Origin of the sequence: Pantoea sp. alder81, from assembly GCF_020179835.1 — a bacterium.
GTDB lineage: Bacteria > Pseudomonadota > Gammaproteobacteria > Enterobacterales > Enterobacteriaceae > Pantoea.
This window is the reverse complement of the sequence record NZ_JAIUDA010000005.1, coordinates 282,420-300,270: the sequence shown is the minus strand read 5'-3', so window position 1 is coordinate 300,270 and position 17,851 is coordinate 282,420. Positions and strand designations below refer to the sequence as shown.

Annotated in this window: 19 protein-coding genes; 6 read left to right on the top strand and 13 right to left on the bottom strand. The window is 51.8% G+C overall.

Annotated features, from left to right (window positions below):
* Positions 1–8: 8 nt before the first annotated feature.
* Both LBW88_RS16090 and LBW88_RS16085 read left to right on the top strand, forming a co-directional pair.
* Positions 9–1,505 carry an aldehyde dehydrogenase gene (locus LBW88_RS16090; RefSeq protein WP_224933094.1) on the top strand — a complete coding sequence of 499 codons (1,497 nt, stop codon included), beginning with the start codon at positions 9–11 and terminating at the stop codon, positions 1,503–1,505.
* A gap of 203 nt (positions 1,506–1,708) precedes the next feature.
* Complete coding sequence (locus LBW88_RS16085) at positions 1,709–2,431, top strand: GntR family transcriptional regulator (RefSeq protein WP_224933095.1); 723 nt, start codon at positions 1,709–1,711, stop codon at positions 2,429–2,431.
* 81 nt (positions 2,432–2,512) lie between these two features.
* Here LBW88_RS16085 and LBW88_RS16080 read toward each other — a convergent pair whose 3' ends face one another.
* Together LBW88_RS16080 and LBW88_RS16075 are read right to left on the bottom strand one after the other, a co-directional pair.
* Positions 2,513–2,758 carry a DUF2543 family protein gene (locus tag LBW88_RS16080; protein ID WP_224933096.1) on the bottom strand — a complete coding sequence of 82 codons (246 nt, stop codon included), beginning with the start codon at positions 2,756–2,758 and terminating at the stop codon, positions 2,513–2,515.
* Between the two features lie 14 nt (positions 2,759–2,772).
* Positions 2,773–3,255: a cold-shock protein gene (locus tag LBW88_RS16075; protein WP_224933097.1), complete on the bottom strand. Its 483-nt coding sequence runs from the start codon at positions 3,253–3,255 to the stop codon at positions 2,773–2,775.
* 202 nt (positions 3,256–3,457) lie between these two features.
* On the opposite strand from LBW88_RS16075, the gene LBW88_RS16070 reads away from it, so the two are divergent.
* Positions 3,458–4,156, top strand: a complete 699-nt coding sequence (locus LBW88_RS16070) for an RluA family pseudouridine synthase (RefSeq protein WP_224933098.1) — start codon at positions 3,458–3,460, stop codon at positions 4,154–4,156.
* A gap of 15 nt (positions 4,157–4,171) precedes the next feature.
* Here LBW88_RS16070 and LBW88_RS16065 read toward each other — a convergent pair whose 3' ends face one another.
* The 3 genes from LBW88_RS16065 to LBW88_RS16055 all read right to left on the bottom strand — a co-directional run bounded on the left by LBW88_RS16065 (position 4,172) and on the right by LBW88_RS16055 (position 5,485).
* Positions 4,172–4,711 (bottom strand): DUF2058 domain-containing protein, encoded by a 540-nt coding sequence (locus LBW88_RS16065; RefSeq protein ID WP_224933099.1) that lies wholly within the window; start codon positions 4,709–4,711, stop codon positions 4,172–4,174.
* Positions 4,712–4,805: 94 nt separating this feature from the next.
* Positions 4,806–5,156: a DUF1304 domain-containing protein gene (locus tag LBW88_RS16060; RefSeq protein WP_224933100.1), complete on the bottom strand. Its 351-nt coding sequence runs from the start codon at positions 5,154–5,156 to the stop codon at positions 4,806–4,808.
* Positions 5,157–5,215: 59 nt separating this feature from the next.
* Complete coding sequence (locus tag LBW88_RS16055; protein ID WP_224933101.1) at positions 5,216–5,485, bottom strand: hypothetical protein; 270 nt, start codon at positions 5,483–5,485, stop codon at positions 5,216–5,218.
* 356 nt (positions 5,486–5,841) lie between these two features.
* Here LBW88_RS16055 and yajD point away from each other — a divergent pair, with 356 nt between their 5' ends.
* Entirely contained in the window at positions 5,842–6,189 is a 348-nt protein-coding gene (gene yajD, locus LBW88_RS16050) for an HNH nuclease YajD (protein WP_034824111.1), read from the top strand.
* Between the two features lie 65 nt (positions 6,190–6,254).
* On the opposite strand, the gene LBW88_RS16045 is transcribed toward yajD, so the two are convergent.
* Entirely contained in the window at positions 6,255–6,926 is a 672-nt protein-coding gene (locus LBW88_RS16045; protein WP_224933102.1) for a DUF3313 domain-containing protein, read from the bottom strand.
* 381 nt (positions 6,927–7,307) lie between these two features.
* Positions 7,308–7,928 (bottom strand): TetR/AcrR family transcriptional regulator, encoded by a 621-nt coding sequence (locus LBW88_RS16040; RefSeq protein ID WP_224933103.1) that lies wholly within the window; start codon positions 7,926–7,928, stop codon positions 7,308–7,310.
* A 463-nt stretch (positions 7,929–8,391) separates the two neighbouring features.
* Here LBW88_RS16040 and LBW88_RS16035 point away from each other — a divergent pair, with 463 nt between their 5' ends.
* Positions 8,392–9,711 (top strand): NAD(P)/FAD-dependent oxidoreductase, encoded by a 1,320-nt coding sequence (locus tag LBW88_RS16035; RefSeq protein ID WP_224933104.1) that lies wholly within the window; start codon positions 8,392–8,394, stop codon positions 9,709–9,711.
* Between the two features lie 27 nt (positions 9,712–9,738).
* Here LBW88_RS16035 and LBW88_RS16030 read toward each other — a convergent pair whose 3' ends face one another.
* The 6 genes from LBW88_RS16030 to LBW88_RS16005 form a co-directional block, all read right to left on the bottom strand.
* A complete protein-coding gene (locus tag LBW88_RS16030; protein ID WP_224933105.1) occupies positions 9,739–11,415 on the bottom strand; it encodes an ABC transporter ATP-binding protein in 1,677 nt (558 codons plus the stop codon).
* Positions 11,412–12,278, bottom strand: a complete 867-nt coding sequence (locus LBW88_RS16025; RefSeq protein WP_224933106.1) for an ABC transporter permease — start codon at positions 12,276–12,278, stop codon at positions 11,412–11,414. The genes LBW88_RS16030 and LBW88_RS16025 overlap by 4 nt, the downstream gene beginning before the upstream one ends.
* Positions 12,275–13,309 (bottom strand): ABC transporter permease, encoded by a 1,035-nt coding sequence (locus LBW88_RS16020; protein WP_224933107.1) that lies wholly within the window; start codon positions 13,307–13,309, stop codon positions 12,275–12,277. Before LBW88_RS16020 ends, LBW88_RS16025 begins: the two co-directional genes overlap by 4 nt.
* A complete protein-coding gene (locus LBW88_RS16015; RefSeq protein ID WP_224933108.1) occupies positions 13,309–14,034 on the bottom strand; it encodes an aspartate/glutamate racemase family protein in 726 nt (241 codons plus the stop codon). Before LBW88_RS16015 ends, LBW88_RS16020 begins: the two co-directional genes overlap by 1 nt.
* Before the next feature lie 161 nt (positions 14,035–14,195).
* Positions 14,196–15,749 carry an ABC transporter substrate-binding protein gene (locus LBW88_RS16010; RefSeq protein WP_224933109.1) on the bottom strand — a complete coding sequence of 518 codons (1,554 nt, stop codon included), beginning with the start codon at positions 15,747–15,749 and terminating at the stop codon, positions 14,196–14,198.
* 230 nt (positions 15,750–15,979) lie between these two features.
* On the bottom strand, positions 15,980–16,831 hold the full coding sequence (locus LBW88_RS16005; RefSeq protein WP_224933110.1) for a Vmh family MBL fold metallo-hydrolase: 852 nt from the start codon (positions 16,829–16,831) through the stop codon (positions 15,980–15,982).
* Positions 16,832–16,951: 120 nt separating this feature from the next.
* Between LBW88_RS16005 and LBW88_RS16000 the strand changes: the two genes are divergently transcribed.
* Entirely contained in the window at positions 16,952–17,830 is an 879-nt protein-coding gene (locus LBW88_RS16000) for a LysR family transcriptional regulator (protein WP_224933111.1), read from the top strand.
* Positions 17,831–17,851: the final 21 nt, after the last annotated feature.

Below are 17,851 nucleotides of genomic sequence, written 5' to 3'. Positions count from 1 at the left end.
GAGTGCGCATGAAACAGGTACAAACGCTGAGTGATGTGGTGAACGTGGCGCGGGAACTGCGGTTCCCGGATCAGGCGTTCATTAGCGGACGTTTTACTGCGGCGGTTTCCGGCAAAACACTGGAAACCACCAATCCTGCGACGGGCGAGATTCTGACGCATATCGCAGCATGCGATAGCGCTGATGTGAACCTGGCAGTGCAGGGCGCACGTAGCGCCTTTGAAGCCGGCAGCTGGAGCCAGCTTCATCCCGGCGAGCGCAAAGCCGTACTACTCAAGCTGGCTGATTTGCTGGAAAACGAAGTCACGCAACTGGCGGTGATGGAAAGCCTCGACAGCGGCAAACCGGTGAGTGAGTGTCTGGCAGTCGACGTGCCGGAGACGATTCACGTGATTCGCTGGCATGCGGAAGCCATCGATAAGCTCTACGACCAGACCGCGCCAACCGGCAACGGTGCGATGGCGATGATCGTTCGCGAGCCGATTGGTGTGGTGGGCTGTGTGCTGCCATGGAATTTCCCGCTGCTTATGCTGGCGTGGAAAATCGGTCCTGCACTGGCTGCGGGTTGCTCGGTGATTGTAAAACCCGCTGAGCAAACTTCTCTGACGGCATTACGCGTGGCGGAACTCGCGCATGAAGCGGGTATTCCGGCTGGCGTGCTCAACATTGTCACCGGAACTGGCAAAGAAGTGGGCGAGCCTATTGGCCTGCACCCAGACATCGATATGGTGAGCTTCACCGGTTCAACCGCAACGGGACGTCGCTTCCTGCACTATTCAGCCGAATCGAATCTGAAGAAGATCGTGCTGGAATGCGGCGGGAAAAACCCGGCGCTGGTGTTCGATGATGCCGAGGATCTGGCCAGCGTTGCCGCCAATGTGTTGAATGGCGCATTCTGGAATATGGGCGAAAACTGCTCGGCAACTTCCCGACTGCTGGTGCAGGAAGGGGTGAAGGATAAATTGCTGGCGCAGATCGCTGAGCAGCTCGGTGAATGGCGCATGGGCAACCCGCTGGATCCGGAGAATCGCCTTGGCACCATGATCACCACTGAGCATTTCTGCAAGGTCAGTGATTATTTGAAGACCGCGCGCAAAGAAGGATTACGCATCATTCAGGGCGGATTCACCGATCGTGGTATCTACGTGCAGCCGACCATTGTGGATGGCGTGACGCCGAAAAGCGCGCTGTTCCGCGAGGAGATCTTCGGGCCGGTGCTGTGTGTCACCACCTTCAAAACCGAAGCTGAAGCCATCGCGCTGGCGAACGACACCGATTACGGCCTGGCAGCCTCGGTTTACACCGGTAAGCTGAGCCGTGCAATTCGTGTTTCACGTGCAGTACGCGCGGGAACCGTGACGGTGAACTGCTTTGGTGAAGGTGATGCGACCACGCCATTTGGTGGCTATAAACAGTCTGGTTTTGGTGGCCGCGATAAATCGGTGTACGCGCTCGATCAGTACACCGAACTGAAAACCATCTGGATTGATGTACCTGCTGAGTAAGCTTAATACCCGCCATGGATGGCGGGTATATCCTGAAAATAGGATAATTTCCTGCAATTGATGTCTCGGTTTTTTCTTCTGTAACTCCTTGTAATCCAATCATTCCCTATTCTGTGATCCACCGCAGAATGCACGAAATATCCCATAATTATTTTTGCTGTATACACACTTTTTCTGTAGGTTAAGCAGGAATCACGTGCGGAATGTCATCACAGGAGGTCACATTGAGATCGGGAAAAGCAGCGTTATACGAAGATTTAAAGCGCCTAATTTTGACCATGGAACTGGACCCAGACGAACTGCTGGATGAAGCCAGCCTGACGGGACAATACGGTTTATCCCGCACCCCTGTGCGTGAAGTGTTCCAGCGTCTGGCTGGAGAAGGCTACCTGGAAATCGTCGAAAAACGCGGCGTACGCGTCATCCCGATGAGCCATTCCACACTGCGCAATTTCTTCCTTGTTGCGCCGATGATCTACGCCGCTACCGGTCGACTGGCGGTACAAAATTTTAAACCTTCTCAACTGAAATCGCTGAAAGAGACGCAAAAGCGCTTCCGTAAAGCGGTGCAAACGCGAGATGCCGAAGCGCTGGCACTGGAGAACAATCGTTTCCACGAAATCATGGGCGAGATGGCGGGTAATCCTTATCTGCAACCTAGCCTGGGGCGCTTGCTGATCGATCACTGTCGCATTGGCCACACCTTCTTCCGGCCACAAAATGAAGATATGGAACGTCGCCTGCAGTTAGCCGCCGAACACCACGATGCCTTTATCAGCGCGATTGAAGCGCGAGATGAGCAGAAGGTAGTGGATTTGGTGTTCGAGCACTGGGAGTTGTCGCGCGAAAATATGGAGATCTTTATCGCGCCGCAGGGGTTAAAAGCGGACGATTTAGTGCAGTCACCTGAAGGGGATAAGCTGTAATTCCAGGGTTGTGGATTTTGACACGATAAGGCGGCCTTATGGCCGCCTTGAAATGCGTAGAGTATCAATAAACAATAGGGCTTACTCGTTGCCCCACTCATTCAAAAAGTTAGCAATCTCATCGATACGCAGCGCTTGAATACCCGCTTCACGGGCCATCTCTTGCTGCGACTCTTCGCTGATCTCTTCATTATTAGTCAGACGAGTCAACAACAACTGGAAGTAGTGCGCCAGCGCATCGAGTTCTGCTTCGTTGACATCATGTTCCGATTCAGACGCATACTCTTCGGCGATGTCATAATATTTCAGTGGAATTTCGTTATTCATTATTGGCTCCCAATTTAAACTTTGAGCATTTTCACTGCGGCATCAATGTCGATTTCATCTTCGGTAAAGATCAGCGTCGTACCCTGGAAGGTGGTCACCGCCAGCTTTTTCACGGAACGCATTTCATCAGGCTTCACGTCAGTCTTGGGTTTGATGTTGTTCATCAGAATGCCCACCGACAGCACGGTGTTTTCTTTATCAATGCGGGTATCAACCGGCTCTTCTTCACTGTAAACCACGAAGGATTTAATCGACGTGAGCTTCAGACGCTCACCGGCGATAAAGATGTATTTGCTGTCCGGTATCACTTTCACCGAAAAGGCCGATAAACCTTTGTTATTGGTGGTAGGTTCGAACGTCACTGCCGCATCTTTTTTAATCAGATCAGGGTTGGCGACCTTAATCACATGGAAATAACGGTTATCTCCGTTTTCATCTTTAATAAATCCAAAACCTTTGTCTTCAAACCAGGTTGTGATCGTTCCGTTCATCGCCATTACCGCCTACTTAATCGTTAATCTAATCAGTTTTTTGCAGCGCGCAGTGTAAAGCACATTGCCTGCGCAGACTACGCCTTTGCTGTAAGTCTGGACGATAAATTTCTGCTGTGCGAGCGAGAGGCCGGGAGAAGAGGGCAAAATTCGTCAGTCTGATAAAAATTGGGTATCATCCGCATCCACTTTCCAGCCCGGCAGTCTGATGACCACGATTATCGATAACTTTGTTGCTCCACCTTGTTCCGAAGAGATCTCAATCCTCTATCAGGATGAGCATCTGGTGTTAATCGATAAACCCAGCGGTCTGCTCAGCCTCTCAGGAAAGAACCCACAAAATCTTGATTCCGTGCATCACCGGTTGGTGAAGTTGTTCCCCGGCTGCACGCTGGTGCATCGCCTTGATTTCGGTACGTCTGGATTGATGGTGGTGGCGCGCAATAAAGCAATCAACGCCATGCTGTGCCAGCAATTCAGCCAACGCACCGTGACTAAAATTTACACTGCATTGCTGTGCGGACATCTGCACGACGACGAAGGGATGATCGATGCGGCGATAGCAAAAGACCCGGCACTGTTTCCGTTGATGTCGATTTGTGCCGAGACGGGGAAGCCTGCGCGTTCGCGCTATCAGGTATTAGAGCGCTTAGCTCGTGAAGGGGATGATGGTGCGCTGTTGCCGGTCACACGTGTGCAGCTCACGCCAGAAACGGGTCGCACGCATCAATTGCGTATTCACTGCCAGCAATTGGGCCACCCGATTCTCGGATGTGATCTCTATGGCGGGTTATTGCAGCCGGGCACGGAAAAGACTCCCCGGCTGATGCTGCACGCCAGTGAATTGCATTTTGTTCATCCCATCAGCGGGGAGAGCATCACTGCGCGACATACCAGCCCGTTTTGACACGGGCGGTATTGATTACCACATTAAGTCATCAGGTACTTTGAAGTCCGCGTACGGATCGTCTTCATCCTGCTCTTCCTGACTTAATGCACTGTTCAATACAATGCTATCTGCATCACGCTGGGCGATTTTATCAGCTACGCTGGCGGGGATAATCGCGTATTTGCTTTCGCCATTGCTATCTACAGCCAGACGTGCAATCGCCAGACGGCCATTGATCAACTGTGTTTGTGTGGCTTTATCCACGGCAATTTTTTTAATTAAATTGTGATCGGTGAAGTTGAAATCAATCGTCCCTTTAGCATCGGTGATAGCATTCATTTCGATCAGTTGCTTAACCTGTGCTTTGTACTCTTTGGACAAAGTGGCTTGCTTCTGCTGCTCGCTTAATTGTTTATCACGCTCAATTTGCGCTTTTTTATTCTCTTCAACGGCTTCGCGGGCCTCACGTGCCTGTACGCGAGACTTCTTGGCAGTGCGCTGCACTTTGGCCATTTTCTTGGTGGAAACTAATCCAGCTTTGAGCATCTGCTCTTGTAAGGTGAGTTTTGTCATCTTCGTCTCTAAAATCCGTTAAAACCTGGCCGGATTATACCTGTAATGCGTAGGCTGATCACGGCGAGGTTTGAGATTCGGATGAATTGGGGTATCACCGCAGGAGTAATGCCAGCAACGCAATCAGTGCCGGAAGGGCTTGCACGTAGAGAATTTTCCGGCTGGCGGTCATCGCTCCGAAGATTCCGGCAATCAACACGCAGGTGAGGAAGAACAGAGTGACAGGTACGCCGTTTTCGCCCAGCCATAACCCCCAGAGTAAACCCGCAGCCAGAAAACCGTTATAAAGGCCTTGATTGGCGGCGAGTACACGTGTTTCGCGCGCAAAGTTTTCACTGAGCTTAAAGGCTTTACGACCTGTATTCGTCTCCCACAGAAACATCTCCAGCACCAGAATGTAGATATGAATCACGGCGACGAGAGCAACAAGGATATTGGCTAACACGGGATTCCTTAGTTAAGCGTTTTCTAAAGGTTTGGAGAGTTAAGCCTGATTAACGCTGGTTATTTTTTCCGGAAAAAAAGACTAGCGATAGCGGTTAAAATCCCAATGAGCGGCATCGTTATAGCCCCTGCCCGAAAGTTGTGCTGGTCTATGCGTTTTTCTTTTCGGATGTCATCAAAGCGTGAAAGTGCTGACTTTTCATCAGCCGCGTTGACTTCTTCAAACTGCTTTTCGAATCCCTGACGGGTTAACAGAGTCGCTGCCTTAATATCTGATTTTTGCAGCGCCATGGTCTGGTTTCTTTTTTTATAAAAACAGTATTCAGGCATTCGATATTCCTTATCAAAAGAGGTGACAGCAATTTATCAGCAGTCGCGGATGTGTACCAAGGTGCTGTAGCGCTTTTGTCATGAATATGCGACTTGCATTGTAAAGCAAGTAATACCAAGTGATGAGGAGGTACAGTTGCTGCGTAATCCGTGAAGCTGAGCGCAGATGATTTGACTCATTTCCAGACGCGTTTGAGTGGTCGCTGATCATCTGATTGCTCTGTTCGAGGTTCAACAGGACTCACTGCTGCACCCCTGAAACAGTCCGGCGAAATCAGCACGCGCGGGCTAAGGTTTTGCGTTATATTGGCCGCACTAACACCCGAAAAATCTCTGCGAAACAGGTAACATTAGCAATGGCACTAATCCCGAAAAACTATGCACGGCTGGAAAGCGGCTACCGTGAGAAAGCATTAAAAATTTATCCATGGGTTTGTGGACGCTGCTCACGTGAATTTGTTTACTCCAACCTGCGCGAACTCACTGTGCATCATATCGATCATGACCATACCAATAACCCGGAAGATGGCAGTAACTGGGAGTTGTTATGTCTTTTTTGTCACGACCATGAGCACTCTAAGTATACCGAAGCTGACATGTACGGCACCCGAGTGGTGGCCGGGGAGGATGCGCAGAACGATGTAGAAGCAGCAACCTATAATCCCTTTGCGGATTTAAAATCGATGTTAAATAAGAAGAAATAATCTGCACTGAGTTCTGATGCTGCCAGCTTGCCGAATAGGAGCTGGCAGCCTTTACCACTGCTGAATTACTGGCGTAATTTCTCTAACAGTTGCTCAGCCCCTTTATCAATTCCCGTTTCTGCCGCACTTAGCGAACCAAATGTTGCACCTACGTTCATGGCGTTGGGATATTGTTCTGCGACGTAAGCCAACAATAGTTCATTTGAACTCACATCCTTCACCTCTACGGCGAAATTAACGTATCCACTCATCAAGCCACGTCCTCCACGTACCGACTGTACGATATTGTAAGGTCCGCCGGCTAAATCAAACTTTGTGAAGGTGCCAATCACTTGCGGCGTGGTATCAGCGCCGGTCAGCGTCAGTTTCAATTTTAGCGCTGGGGCCGTACCGGCAGGGGCATTAGTGATGAATTTCTCCGCAAGCACTTCCTCAAATTTTTTACGCATATAATCAGCCAGTTGACGACGATCATCTACAGACAAGTCATTGAATTGCGCATCACTTCCGCTATAGATATCCACCGGTTCAATGCTGATGCTGCGATATTTACTCCAGTCCACTGGAGCCGCATAACGGTAAGGAATTCGGTCATTGTCGTCCGAAGCATTAGGTGACATGCGTGATGCCGATGGGATACCAGAATATTTCACCGGGCCAGTTGAGGAACAACCGACAGCGGTAAAAGCGGCCGCGAATACAAGGCTACGACACAACGGGCTAAACAAACGACTCATCTTAAGACTCTCCGATAGACTTGATAAATGAACTGTACGGTTTAGTTAATATCAGTTAGCATAAATCTGTCAAGAAAAGGTTTCAGGGTGTTACATCGTGATGCGGGGGCAGAGAAGTGAAAGCAAGACGTTCGTTAGTGTCGAATAGAATGGTTATCGGAAAGCTGGTGGGATGATGGCCGGATTTGCAGCAATTGTATTTTTGCTCATCCGCGCCATCCGCAATCTCGTGGAGTTAATTTATCTCTGGCAATTAGGCATAAAACGAGGCGGTTTTTATGCGGTCAGGGTTTGGGGGGCGCGCCTCAAACCCTTGTTAATGCTGCTGGTTATCGACACCATCGTGGTGGTGGCGCTTATTTCCATTTTGTCAGCCAAATTTCAGATGCTCTTACCAGCACCTTTAAGGAACAACGTAACGGCATTTTGCACCATGGTCGTCACCTCACTTTTCGTATAATTCGGCAACGTTCGCTGAAGGAATAATTCATCGACTTCGGCTTTTACCAATGCTGAAAATTGTTTAGCGCGTAAGGATGGGCTGCCGCCGATCAATTCCCCGCTGGCGATGTGATGCTCCATTACCGTCGTCAGGGCGTTCATACTCTCACGCACACCGGATTCATGAAAAAGCGCGCCGATATCGGAATGGCCCGCTTCACCAACCACCATTCGGTACAACTGCAGAGCCTTCCAATCTGAGGTAAGCGCTCCCAGCATGCCTTCACCAAAACGCTGTAGCTTCTCAGTTAACAGCAAGTATTGAGTTTCCTGACTGTGAAGTTCATCAGCCGCACGCATCAGAAAATTAGTACTAAAACATCTGACAACCGCTTCGAACAGGCTCTCTTTAGACGTGAAGTAATTATAAAGTGTCGCTTTCGAGCAACCGGCCTGCTTTGCAACGCTATCCATTGAAGCTCGCTCATATCCTTGTTCCAGGAACACGGCTGAAGCGGCGTTAATAATGTCAGTTCTTTTTTGTTCGGTTAGCGTGCGCATCACTCTCTCCTCAGTTGGCAATGAATATTAACAAAACTGGGTGGTTCATTAAAGGAGCAGTCATGGGCTTATCTGTAGGTCAGTGGCTTTACTTTCGACATTATGACCCTTCTGGAACTGGGCCCTAAAGGCTGTTTGCCAATTATTCGACAGTGACTTTTGGTAGCCAGCGTTAGGTTATCTGTACCTCTTCATACCACTTCCATTCTGAAAATTCGCAGTCGATAAAATCTGCGATTTTCTGCACCAGATTTCCTCCCATTTTTGCGATCCATAACACAATCGTATCGTGATCATATTGACAACATTTCATGAGATTCAGTAAAACTTTATACATCAGGTATACATGATAAATACTTGTGAAATGCACTAAATACTTACGCTTTACACCGCTAAAAAACCCTACGTTGTACGGGCAATCCGCCAGTACAAAAAATGAAAAACGTGTATTGGAGTAACGGAATTGCAAAAGATCACCTCACTGCCTGCTGATGATTCGATGCCGGGTTGGTTTCATACCAGTGCAGCACGTACCCCGCGTCCGGCGCATATTGGCCAGAAAAAAGTACGCTTCGCGATTGTGGGTGCTGGCTTAACAGGCCTGGCAGCAGCACGACAACTGGCGCTGAATTTTCCCAACGATGAAGTGGTGCTGATTGAGGCGCAGGAGGTGGGATATGGTTCGGCAGGGCGTAACGCTGGTTTTGCCATCGATGTACCCCATGATATCGGCGCGAAGGATTACATTGGTGACGTCACCATTGCGAATAAAGTCCTGAAGCTGAATACATTAGGGCAAAACTATCTGCGTCAGATTGTGCAGGAACACGGCATCGAATGTCAGATGACCGAATCCGGTAAATATCAGGCATCAGTAGGTGAGCAGGGTACGGCGATTCTTGAAGCCTATCGCAGCGGACTGGCAAAGATTGGGCGTGAATCCGAAATGATCTCGGGTAAAGATCTGCCGGATCACATTGGCACTTCTTATTACAAGCAGGCGCTGTTTATTCCCGGCACCATCTTGTTGCAACCTTCTGCATTGGTTAAAGGTCTGGCGGATAATCTGCCCGCGAATGTCACGCTTTACGAATACACGCCGATTACGTCGATTGATTATGGTGACAAAGTGACGTTGGTGCATGACAAAGGCAGCATCACCGCTGATACGTTGATCCTGGTTAATAACGGATTTGCATCGCACTTTGGTTTCCTGCAGCGCCGTTTGTTGCCGACTTTCCTTTACGGCAGCCTGTCACGTCCGTTGACTGAAGATGAACAAGCGCGTTTAGGTGGCAAAGCGGTGTGGGGGGTGATTCCGGCGCATCCGTTTGGCAGCACTATTCGTCGTACGGTGGATAATCGTATTCTGGTGCGCAACAGTTTCAGTTTCCATCCGGATGGACGACCACGCGAGAAATACCTTAAGCAGTATCTGGAAAACCATCGCAAATCGTTTGAACGTCGTTTCCCGATGCTGCCGCAGGTGGATTTTGAATACACCTGGAGCGGGGCGATTTGCCTGTCGGAAAACCACGAAGGCTTCTTTGGCAAGCTGGCACCGAATGTTTATGGTGCGCTGTGCTGCAACGGGTTGGGCATTACGCGCGGGACAGCCACCGGCAAATTGATTGCGGATATGATCGCAGGTGAGAAAAACGAACTGATCGATTTCCTCACCCAATCACCTGGCCCGAATCTCACGCCATCGGAACCTTTCCTGTCGATTGGTGTTAACTCGGTGCTGAAGTGGGGCCAATATCGAGCAGGGATGGAGGTATAAGTTTTTCCTTTATCCAGATTAAGTCGATCACCCTGTCGCCGTCAGCAATGGCGGTGCAGTGGCAGGACGCACCGACGCCAGCAACTGCTGCGTATAAGCATGCACCGGTCGCTGCCAGATCTGCTGATGGTCGCCTTGCTCCACAATCTCGCCTTGATACATCACCATCACTCGATCCGCGATGTAACGAACCACCGCCAGATCGTGGGAGATAAACAGCAGCGACAGGTTGCGCTGCTGTTTAAGACTCACCAGCAGATTCAAAATTTGCGCCTGAACCGACACATCCAACGCTGACACTGGTTCATCGCAAATCAGCAAATCCGGGTTGAGAATCAGTGCGCGGGCAATGCCAATACGCTGACGCTGCCCACCAGAAAACTCATGTGGATGGCGTTTTAGCACGTTTAATGGTAAGCCAACCTGCTCAAGCATCTCGTGCACCGCACGCAGTTGCTCAGTGTGCGAGCCTCTGGCATGAACGCGTAAAGGTGTTCGCAGAATCTCTTCCACCGTATGACGCGGATTGAGTGAGGAGAACGGATCCTGAAAGATCATCTGGATGCGCGGCCGCCATGCCGCACGCTGTCGGTTGTTAAGATGATCTAACCGCTCACCGGCGAAATGAATCTGTCCGCTATCCGGTTTTAACAATCCTAACAGCAGTCGGGACAGCGTTGATTTACCACAGCCAGATTCGCCGACAAGCCCAAGTGTCTCTCCGGGTTGGATATGCAATGACACATCCCGCACTGAAGCGCTACCCGCTGGCATGGAAGGATAACGGAACTGCAGCTGACTGATTGCCAACAGCGGAGATGCCTGAGCATCAATCGCCCTTAACGTGGGGGCTTCCGGCGTCACAAGCCGCGGCGGGCCGTCTGGTTGATGCACGATCTCTGTCAGGCGGCGCTGACGATAATGGGGTGTTTCCCCTGCATGTAACGAAGCCCCCAGCAGTCCACGGCTGTACGGATGTTGCGGTTGATGGAATAGCGCGGCCTTACTGCTCTCTTCGACTTTTACGCCGCGATACAATACCGCCACGCGATCGGCATATTGCTCGACCAATCCAAGATCGTGGGTGATAAACAGCACGCTCATGCCCAGTTCATGGCGCAGCCGATCGAGCAGCTTCAGAATCTGGCGCTGCACGGTGGCATCCAGCGCCGTAGTGGGCTCATCAGCAATCAACAGAGTGGGTTCACAGGCAATCGCCATGGCAATCATAATGCGCTGGCGCTGGCCGCCAGAGAAATGGTGTGGATAATCATCAACGCGTTGCTGTGGGTGAGCAATATTCACCTGCTCCAATAGGGTAATGGCACGCTGACGCGCCTCATGCCGGTTCAAGCCAAGATGTAACTGCACGCTTTCTGCCAACTGTTGTCCGACTGTTAGCACGGGGTTCAGCGAGGTCATCGGATCCTGAAAAATCATGGCGATGGACTTGCCACGTAGCCGGCGTAATGTGGCCTCTGGCTGTGCCAGTAGGTTTAAACCCCGGTAGTGAATCTCACCTTCCAGCGTGGCGGCTGGTGGCGTTAAACGCAAAGCCGCCAGAGCACTGATCGATTTGCCACTGCCCGATTCGCCAACCAGCGCCAACATCTCGCCAGGCTGCACGCTGAGATTGAGATCCTGTACCGCATAACGCCCATCAAAGTGGACAGAGAAGTGACGAAATTCCAGTATTGCGCTCATTGATATGCTCCTTTACGACGCGGGTTGAGCCAATCATTGAGCGCATCGCCCAGTAAATTCAGCGCAAGTATGGTCGCGGCCAGTGCACTGCCAGGCAGTACCGCCAGATACCAGGCGTTTTGCAATGATTGGCGACCATCGCCAATCATGCCGCCCCAACTGATGCGATTGGGATCGCTGAAGCCGAGAAAACCTAATGAGGACTCTGTCAAAATGGCACTGGCCATCATCACGGACAGCGTAACGATCAAGGTGGGCAGCAGATTGGGCAGCACTTCACGCAACAGAATCCGCAGCGGGCTGTAACCCAGCGTTTGTGCCGCAAGCACAAATTCCTGATGGCGCAGCAGACGGCACTCCGCCCGCACCAGCCGCGCAATCATCGGCCAGCTCGCTACGCCAATCGCGCCAGCAATGTAATTCACCGTGGGATGTCCAATCGCGACCAGTACCACCACCAGTAAAAAAGCCGGGAAGGTCTGGAACAGCTCGCTGATACGCGTGACGACACGGTCAGTTTTACCACCGAAATACCCAGCGCTGGACCCTGCAATCAGGCCAATCACCACGCTCACCACCACCGCGATAGTGCCGATTTGCAGAGAAACCCGCGCGCCATGAAAAATTCCGGCTGCCACATCGCGCCCGAGAGAATCAGTGCCAAGGGGAAAGTGCGCATCATCACCCGGCCAGAGAAACGGTTGAGCCACCATTTCCAGCGGGTCATCGGGATACAACCAATCGGCCAATAATGCCATCAGTAACACGATGGCCAGTAGCAGACTGCCCAGCACCACTTCCAGCGATCGAAACCAACGACGCCAGGCGGCTAATGGCGTGAATGAGAGTGTGAGGGCCTTCATGCGCGACCCTCCATACGCGGGTCGAGCAGGCTTTGCAGCACATCGACCAGCACATTCACTATCACCACCATAAAGGCCGACAGCAGCAGTATGCCCAGCACCACATTGAAATCACGCGCCACGATGGCTTCCATCGCCAGGCTGCCTAATCCTGGCCAGCTGAACACGGTTTCAATGACTGCGGCACCGCCCAACAGATTGCCAAAATACAAGCCTGCAACAGTGGTCACCGGCGTCAGCGCGCAGCGCAGCATATGGCGCAGTACGATACGCCATGGTGCCAGACCTTTGGCGTGCGCGGTGCGGATGAAATCCTGATTGGCGACGTCCAGCAATGCGCTGCGGGTCAGGCGGGCATAAATCGCGATGAAATAACTGCTGAGCGCCAGCACTGGCAACAGCGCGTGTTGCAGTTTATCCAGCAAAGCGCCACCGGCCGAAAGATTGGCCCCAATCGTTTGGTTGCCGCCGCTGGGTAGCCAGTTGAGTTGCACCGAAAACAGCAGTAACACCAGCAATCCAATCCAGAAGCCGGGCAGGGAATACAACAGCAGGTTCACCAGCGTTAGCAGACGATCCGGCCATTTATTGGCCCAGACGGCCATAACGACGCCGAAGCCAATCCCGACCAATAATGCAACGGCTTGTGCCAGCAGCATCAGCAATAACGTATCGGGTAAACGGCCGAGTATCAGCCCGGTGACATCGGTGCCAAAGCGTGGAGAATAACCGAGGCTGAAGTGCGCAAGGTGCCACAGATAGTTCCAGAACTGCGTCAGAACAGGTTGATCAAGACCGTATTCGGCTCGCAGCCACGCCATGGTTTCGGCGGAGGCACTGCCAGACTGGCTGGCCATCACATCCACCACATCGCCGGGTACCAGTTGCAGTAAAACGAATACCACCAGCACGATCCCCAACGCAGCGGGAACCGCCTGAATCAGTGCATCACGCAGTGCATAGAGTACGCGACGGGTGGTGCGTGACAGCGGCCGTACGGGTTGGCGATCGGCCGCGTGGCTGCGCGACATTAAAGGGTCCATTGTGCCCCCCGATCCCAATACGGAGGGCGCAAAGCCGCCTGAAAGCTGTTTACCATCGTCAGTGTGTCATACACCGGCAGGCCAAAGCGTGCCTGCAATAGCGCGCTAAACGGCGCAAGGTTGGTGCATTCCAGCAGCAGTGCGCCGCTGTTGGGGAAGCGTTGTAAAGCGCTTGCCGCCGCACTAAGCACTTCATCGGCCAGGGTTGCCCAGTTGACGCTGCTGTCGCCTTCGCGGATAGAGCGCACAAACTCAGAATCTGCTGGCATACCGGCCACCTGCGCCTCAGCAGGAATGCCCACACGGGTCAGATAATCCGCTTTTAGCGTGCTCTCATCGAACGTTAGGATCAGCGGAGGGCGGTTAGCCGGCAGGAACTGGCGCAGGCTGACATACTGCAACAAACTGCTGGTGACGATGGGCACCGGTGACCAGGCCGCCAGTTCCTGTTGATACCAGGAAAGATAGCCGCAGCTGGTGGTGAGCCCATCAACACCCTGATCAATTAAGGTCTGAGCGGCACGCTTAAACGGCTCCAGCAGCGCGTGTTCGCCCAAATGCCCCATGCGCTGAGGAATGGCCTCGTCCACCACCTGATAGCGCACCGGAAATCGCCAGGTTTGCGGATTGCCAATATCGCCCTGGTAGCGACGAAAAGCAGTTTTGACCATCAGAATGCCAATGGTGGCGGGTTGGTGTATGGATTGCGTCATGATTGTGATCCCTGGAAATACCGAATGGCATAATAAACATTGACGTTAACAAAGGGGGCTGACGGGAAGAATCAATTAAAAGCGCAAAAGTTTTGCGCTTTTATGATAAAGAAAAGCGGCAGCGTTAATCTGCCGGATTAATTATTGTTGCGAGCGCTGCATTATTTGGCTGTCTTATCGATCCATACGCTGGATAAATTACCTTCCAGACCATCGGCAGTGGGCGAGTCATCATGAACATGTTTACTTCGGATGGTGATAAATTGCGGAGAGGCCAGATTAATATCCGGCAGTTCCTGCTGCACGATGTCCTGGAATTGCTGGAATTCCGCAACGCGCTTCGCCGCATCGTTCTCGGTTTGAGCCGCTTCCAGCAATTGATCAACCTGTGGATTCTGGTAATGAGAGATATTGGTAAATGGCACACCCGGACGGTAGTTCTTTGACCAATACAGGCGCTGCACACCTACGGTGGGATCGTACAGGTTGGCATACTGATCGATGGAGAAGGAAAAATCGCGTTGAGTAAACACGCGTGTGGCATAGGTTGACAGATCCTGCGAGCGCAATGTCACCGCGATACCCACGCGAGCGAGTGCGGACCGGACAAATTCAGCGTTGCGGCGGAAGGTGTCATCGAAGGTGCTGTAATCCAGCGTGACGCGCAGGCGTACACCGTCATCACCTTTCTTGTAGCCTGCCTCATCCAGCAAGGCGTTTGCTGCTGCCAAATCGTATTGATAAGGAGAAGGCTTGTTGCTATGGAATGCTTTCAGGTTAGGCCCAACAGGCGTTTCTGTGGGGGTGGCATAGCCAAAATAAACCACATTCAATAGCGACTTACGGTTGATACTGTGCGCAATCGCCTGACGCACGCGCAGGTCTTTAAACAGCTTATCGTCCAGGTTGAAGTGGATCGAGGCCACGCTGTTGGAGTAGTTATAGCCTTTGGTTTCAAATTCTAATTTGGGGTTTTCCTGCAGACGCTTCAACTCGCTGAGCGCGACTGGCGTACGATAGCCAATATCAGCCTGACCGGTTTGCAAGGCCAGTGAACGTACGGTGGGATCGGTTGAAAACTTCACAACCAGCTGGTCGATATAAGGCTTTGGCGCATCCCAGTAGTTAGGGTTGCGTTTATAAAGAATGTAACTGCCGCGCTCCCATTTTTCGGAAATATACGGCCCGGTACCAATCGGTGCATTGTTGTTAGGATTTTTCAGCACATCACCGTTTTCATAGATGTGTTTAGGCAGAATCGGTGTTTCTCCGGCGGCAAACGCGGTGATCAGATAGGGTGCCGGATGGCTAAGCACCAGTATCGCTGTCAAATCGTCTGGCGTTTCGATGCTAGTGACATTAGCAAAGGTGGATTTGGCTCGCGGATGGGTTTTCTTCAGTAAATCGAGAGAAAAGGCGACATCCGCAGAGGTAAAGGGCTGACCATCATGCCATTTCACCCCTTTACGCAAATGGAAAGTATAGCGCTTGCCGTCTGGGCTGATTTCCCAGGAAGTAGCCAACTGTGGTAGCGGATGGAGATTATAGTCGTAGGTCAGTAAACCTTCATTGACCTTGGCGCTGGTGGCAATCACAGGCTGCGCAACTGTTGCCAGCGCGACCAGTGCTGACGGTTCACTGGGTAAAATCAGCGTCAGCGTCCCGCCTTTTTGTGGCGCTTCCGCTTGAGCTGAAATAATACTAAGCGTTCCCATTAGTGTAATAAATAAAATTAGACCTAAACGTCGCAATGCATTCATTTCGCGAACCCTTTTGTGAGAATAATAAATATGTTGCAGGCTCGGGGAAATTAGCAGGTAAGGGTGGGGTTGACTATTAAGTAAAATGGGATTGGATTGCAGTCATTCAAATATTAACTTAATGGCGTGATGATGAAGTCAGGTCGTTATTAATAACGACCTGATACCTCATCACATCACGGTGATTACCACTTCATCTCGCCAGTATTCACTTTCGCACTCAGCTCCAGTGAGCTTTCATCCGGCAGATTCGGATAGGCTTTTTTCATCGCCTCAATCACTTCTGCTGACCCCTTGTGCTGCTGGAGTGCTTTTTCAAAAGTCTGCAGATAATTAAGGGTAAAGGTCACCGCGCTATCGCCTGCCGGGCGGGTGCCAATATAGTGTCCTGGAATCACTACTTTCGGTTTAAGCTGCTGAATTTCCCTTAGTACGCTGCGCCACTGCTCACGGCTGGCTGGCGTTTGCGTATCTGCAGTCCAGACGTGGATGCCAGCAGCGATGGCGGTTCCGCCCAGCACGGCTTTGTTGGCTGGGATCCACAGATAGGCGGATTTATCATCCGCATGGAGCAGTTCAATACGTTCGCCATCCACGCTAAACGAAGTCTGATGGGTGATCTGCGGTACATAAAGTTGGGTAGGCGCGCCGCCCGGCATTTTCGGGCCCCAATACGCTAACTTGGCGGCTTTGGTGGCTTCGATATGTTCAACCACCGTCGGTGCTGCGACAATTTTCACCTGAGGGAAGGCTTTGACGATGGGCTCCAGGCCAAAGTAGAAATCAGGATCGCCCGAGGTAATCACGATCTGCGTGAGTTTTTTACCGCTGGCTTTAATCATCTTCACCAGTTTCTCGCCGTCTTTCGGGCTGAACTGTGCATCGACCAGCAGCGCTTCGTGTGGCCCGGTAATCAGCGTTGACGATACCGGAAACACCCCTTGCTCTTGTGGATTGTAAACTGCCAATTGCAATGGGGCAGCAAACGCCGGGCTGCCTGCCAGTGCGAGCACCAACGTCAGTGACTTCATCTTCATCTCATTTTCCTTTCAGTGCCAACATGGCCGGTAAGCGCACCATTGTAAGGATTTTGTCGTCTGCTATAATTCCCGCAAATAGAGATGATCAGTTTCATAAAACGATCAGATGGAGAGCAGATGGACAGAGTGACAGCGGCATCGGTATTTAATCGCATCTGTGAACTTGGCAGCCTGAGTGCCGCAGCGCGGGCGCTGGATATCTCCCGGCCGATGGTGAGCCGTTATCTGGATGAAATGGAGAAATGGGCAGGTGCACGTTTGCTGCACCGTTCATCCCGTCGTCTGACCATCACCCCGGCCGGGGAAAAAGTGCTGGAAAAAACCCGCATGCTGGCACGTCTGGCCGATGAGATCACCGGGCAGGGTGAACCGGGAGAACCGCAGGGCACATTGCGCGTCGCCTGCGCGCACTCCACCGCGACCCATATTCTGGGGCCGATGATCCCGGCATTTCTGGCGCGCTATCCACTGCTGCGCATTGAGTTAGAAATCAACAATCAGCCGGTCAGCCTGGTAGGCGAGCGCATCGACGTAGCGGTAAGAATCACTGACAATCCTGAACCGGGCGCGATTGCCCGTCGTCTTGGCGAATGTGTTTCAGTGGTATGCGCAGCACCCGATTATTTGCGTAAACATGGTATCCCTGAAACGCCGCAGGATCTGAGCCAGCATAATTGCCTGCACTACAGCCGCTTTGCCGGGCAGAGTTGGCAGTTTAACGATGCCAACGGCGATGCGCTGACTACAGCCGTAAGCGGCAATTTCAGCGCTGGTATCTCATCAGTGTTGTGCGATGCCGCCATCGCCGGATGTGGCCTTGCCATGGTGCCAGAGATGGAGGCGCGCGCCGGGATAGCAAACGGTCAGTTACAATGTGTACTGCCAGACTTAACGCCGAAAACTCTCAGTATTTATGGTTTGTATATGTCGCGCGAACGCCAACCCGCCGCGCTGCGACTGTTTCTTGATGCGGTGCAGCTACAGCTGGCTTCATAAATGTATTACGCATAACGTCAT